Here is a 4,194-nt window from a genome sequence, read left to right as displayed (position 1 = left end):
TGATCGGCTTCATCGACGTGTCCGTGGAACTCGCCCGGCACGAGCGCGACAGCGCCGAGGAACGCAAGGAACAGATGGACGTCGAACTCGCGGCCGTGCGCAGCAGCAACGATGCCCTCGCCCGCGAACTGGCCGAACTGACCGACTCCGTGCACCGCGACGAACTGGCCCGCACCCAGCAGCGCCTCCGGATCGAAGCCCTGGAACTCAGAAGCGTTGAGGAACTGGGGCTGACCGCCGACCAGCTGGTGGCGGATTTCGGCCCCGACCAGCCTGTCCCCGTGCCCGCCGGGGAATCGGCGGACAAATGGGCCGCCCTGCGCGCCCCGGTGGATGAGGACGGCCGTGAGATCGTCACCGGCAAGCCCTTCGTCCGCGAGGAACAGGAGAAGCGGCTCAAACGGGCCGAGCGGGACCTGTCAGCCCTGGGCCGGGTCAACCCCCTGGCGCTGGAGGAATTCGCCGCCCTCGAGGAGCGCCACCAGTTCCTGAGCACCCAACTCGAAGACCTCAAGTCCAGCCGGAAAGACCTGCTGGACATCATCAAGGAAGTCGATGAACGCGTCCAAAAGGTCTTTGCCGAGGCTTTCGAGGACACCTCGGCGCAGTTCGTCCGGATCTTCGCGCGGCTGTTCCCCGGCGGCGAGGGCCGGCTGGTCCTCACCGACCCCTCGGACATGCTCACCACCGGCATCGAAGTCGAGGCGCGGCCGGCCGGCAAGAAGATCAAGCGGCTCTCGCTGCTCTCGGGCGGGGAACGTTCGTTGACTGCGGTGGCCCTGCTCGTCGCGATCTTCAAGGCCAGGCCCTCACCGTTCTACGTGATGGATGAGGTGGAAGCGGCCCTGGACGACACCAACCTGGGCCGGCTCATCACCATCTTCGAGGAGCTGCGCGAATCCAGCCAGCTCATCATCATCACGCACCAGAAGCGCACCATGGAAGTCGCCGACGCCCTCTACGGTGTCACGATGCGCGGCGACGGCGTCTCCACGGTCATCAGCCAGCGCCTCGGCGCCCAGGCCTGAGCCGCGCCCGCCCACGTTTTCAGGCCCCGCGGCCGCTTTCCGGATTGTGAGAAGCTAGGGGAGTGAACGACATCCTCCCCATTCTCCTGCCCATTCTCGCCGCCCTGGTGGTCCTTGGTGCGCTCATTCCGGTCCTGATGAAGACCCGGAAGAACATCACCAACTACCCCGGCAAGCGTGATGAGAACGATCCCGTAAGGCCTGGTGCCGGCGGCGGGACCCTCGTCGAGGACCGTCCCGCACCGCCGCGCGAACGCGTGTCACCAGACGCCGTAGACGGCGCCGTCGACCTTGAGGGCCTGGAAACAGTCGAAGTCCCGGACAACGTCGCCGGCCTGGAAACCGTCCCGGTGGAGACGCCGCTGCCGGTGGCCGGACGCCTGGTCCGCCTGCGCGAACGCCTCGTCAAGTCCAACAACATCCTCGGCAAAGGCCTGCTGGCGCTGCTCTCCGCCGACAAGATCGATGAGAACGTCTGGGACGAGGTGGAGGAGACCCTCCTGCTCGCCGACCTTGGCACTGAGCCGACCCTGCAGCTCGTGGACGCGCTCCGCGAACGCGTCAAGGTGCTCGGCACCCGCTCCCCGGAACAGGTCAAGGCCCTGCTGCGCGAGGAACTCATCAAGCTCGTGGACCCGACGATGGACCGGACGCTCCGCGTCGAACGCCACGCCGACAAGCCCGCCGTCGTGCTCGTGGTGGGTGTCAACGGCGTCGGCAAGACCACCACGGTGGGCAAGCTCGCCCGCGTACTCGTCGCCGAAGACAAGGATGTCCTGCTCGGTGCCGCGGACACCTTCCGCGCCGCCGCCGCCGAGCAGCTTGCCACCTGGGGCCAGCGCGTCGGCGTCGCCACCGTGAAGTCCGACGTCGACGGCGCGGACCCGGCGTCCGTCGCCTATGAAGCGGTCAAGGCCGGCATCGACCAGGAAGTCGACGTCGTGATGATCGACACCGCGGGGCGCCTGCAGAACAAGACAGGCCTGATGGACGAGCTTGGCAAGGTCAAGCGCGTCATCGAGAAGCTCGCCGAGGTGGACGAGGTGCTCCTGGTCCTCGACGCCACCACCGGTCAGAACGGCCTGAACCAGGCCCGGGTTTTCGCCGAGGTCGTGAACATCACCGGCATCGTCCTGACCAAGCTGGACGGAACGGCCAAGGGCGGCATCGTGGTGGCGATCCAGAAGTCGCTTGGCGTCCCGGTCAAGCTCATCGGCCTCGGCGAGGGCGCGGACGACCTCGCCCCGTTCGACGCCGAGAGCTTCGTCGACGCCATCCTGAACTAGGTCCCGCCGCAACACCTCGTTAAANNCCCAGTTGGTGTCGTCTCGCTTACCGAAACGACATCAACTGGGAGCCAGCGGCGTGTGGCGTCTAATACGTGAAGTTCAGAACAGTGACCGTGCCCGCCGTCAGCTTGAATTTCTGTGTCGGCGAGCCGTAAGCGAAGCCCTCAACGGTGGCCCGCTCCGCGACCTGACGGGGCGGGGCCTTGGCGCCATCAATGAGTGTGCTGTTCTGCGCTGAGTAACTGGGACCTGTCAGCTGAGTCATTGTCCCGGTGATCGGCTTGCCAGGCAGCTTGAGACTCACGTCCGTTGTGGAGCTTCTCTCCGGATCATTCTCATTGACGATAACCACACTGGTGCTGCCGTCGGCCTGTTGCAGGGCGTAGGCGTAGGCGAGGCCACCACCGGACGTGTCCAGTTCGAGGAAACTGCCGCTGCCGAGCTCAGCGGCCATGGAGAGACCGAAATAGGGGGACCGCGCTGTGATCGTGCCGTCTGGCTTCAAGTACGGGCCGCCGGAGCAGATCGGAGACATCGGAGGACCTCCCTTGCAGGTCAGAAGAGAGCTATGGAATCCAAGTCGCTGGATGCCCTGCTGGGCGGCACTGAGGATATAGTCTGCGCTCCACAGGGCAGAGGCATGGGTTCCGCTCGTGGCATTGGATCCGTCACAGGCGCTGATCCCGGTCTCGGGCAGCCAGACCTGAAGTCCGGCCGCCTTTCCGACGCGAAGGGCGGCCTGCTGATATTCGACGGTCCGGTTGTGCATGCGGGGGCTCATGAGGTTGGCCATGGTGGGAGCACTCTGCGGATCCTTGGCGTCACAACTTGTCAGCGGATAGTGGTGAAGCGACAAGATCTTCTGTTGGGGCAACTTGGCCTTCGCGAAAGGTTCCCACCAGGACTCTGCGTAGGCTCCGGGCCCAAGAAGCGGAACCTCGGGCGCTACCGCATGGATCGCCCCGGCATAGTCATTCAGCTCATCCAGAAAGTTGCCGATCTTCCAGGAGCTGTCCCGTACGTCGCTCGTTGGAAAGCCGTTCGGTTCATTGCCGACGGTAAGGCTGACGAGCCTTGCACCGAAAATCCGCGCCGCATGCCCCGCCATGTCGGCGGCCCTCGACGGATCAAAGTGGCCCAGGTCCACGGTCAGGCTGATCGTGGCGTCGGCGGCAGTCAGGAGGCCGTTAATTCTTTCCAAATCAGCAGGAGTGACCGTTCTGACCGGGCGCGGTTTGTCTCCCACATATCCGCTGGGGAGAGCTTCGCCGGTTGACGTCCAGAACATCCTCCGGTCGACCGAACTTCCGCCAAAGCGAAGGAGCGGCTTGCCAAGTCCCTTGAGAACGGAAATGACTTCTGGGTTACTGCCGCTCAGGCTCTTGTCCGCCAAGTCCGTTGCCTCAAGAGACAACCCGGCAATTCCTTCAGGCAGCGACGTCCCGGTTTTCACCGCCGAGACGTCTACACGAAGCGGCTCCACCGGTTCCAGGGGTGAACCTGGGGGCGGGCCGGGTTGCTTGTAGTACGTGACCACTGGGGCCGGCGGCAATGTGGTCGCCGACGTCGGCGCCGGGCTGGCAGTCGGCGAGGGGGACGCTGCCACTTCGCCTCCCGTCGTCGGCCGTAGGAAGAACACCAGCGACGCGAGCACGGCAAGTACGGCAACCACTGAGATGACGACGGCGGGACGGAGTCTCTTGTGCGGGGTCCCGGCTCCGACCTCGGGTCTGTCGTCCGGTCTGTCGTCCGGTTTGTCGTCCGGTCTGTTGTCGGGGGCGTGCTCGGGCGAACCTTCTTGGGGTGGCATAACAAACTTCTCCAGCTTCTGGGTGGGGACTACCCACAGCCTAACGAAGTCCTTCGACGACGTTCGA

At 65.0% G+C, this 4,194-nt stretch carries 3 protein-coding genes; 2 read left to right on the top strand and 1 reads right to left on the bottom strand.

The features are described from left to right. Both K789_RS0117490 and ftsY read left to right on the top strand, forming a co-directional pair. Positions 1-1,028 (top strand): AAA family ATPase (locus tag K789_RS0117490; protein ID WP_024367896.1); only part of this gene is annotated, 1,028 nt, incomplete at its 5' end. A gap of 62 nt (positions 1,029-1,090) precedes the next feature. After that, complete coding sequence (ftsY, locus tag K789_RS0117485; RefSeq protein WP_024367895.1) at positions 1,091-2,314, top strand: signal recognition particle-docking protein FtsY; 1,224 nt, start codon at positions 1,091-1,093, stop codon at positions 2,312-2,314. An 88-nt stretch (positions 2,315-2,402) separates the two neighbouring features. On the opposite strand, the gene K789_RS0117480 is transcribed toward ftsY, so the two are convergent. Beyond that, the coding region (locus K789_RS0117480) for a hypothetical protein (RefSeq protein ID WP_024367894.1) at positions 2,403-4,194 on the bottom strand (1,792 nt) is incomplete at its 5' end.

Origin of the sequence: Arthrobacter sp. TB 26 (assembly GCF_000427315.1) — a bacterium.
GTDB lineage: Bacteria > Actinomycetota > Actinomycetes > Actinomycetales > Micrococcaceae > Arthrobacter.
Note: the sequence above shows the minus strand (reverse complement) of the source record. Positions and strands in the feature narration are given on the sequence as shown.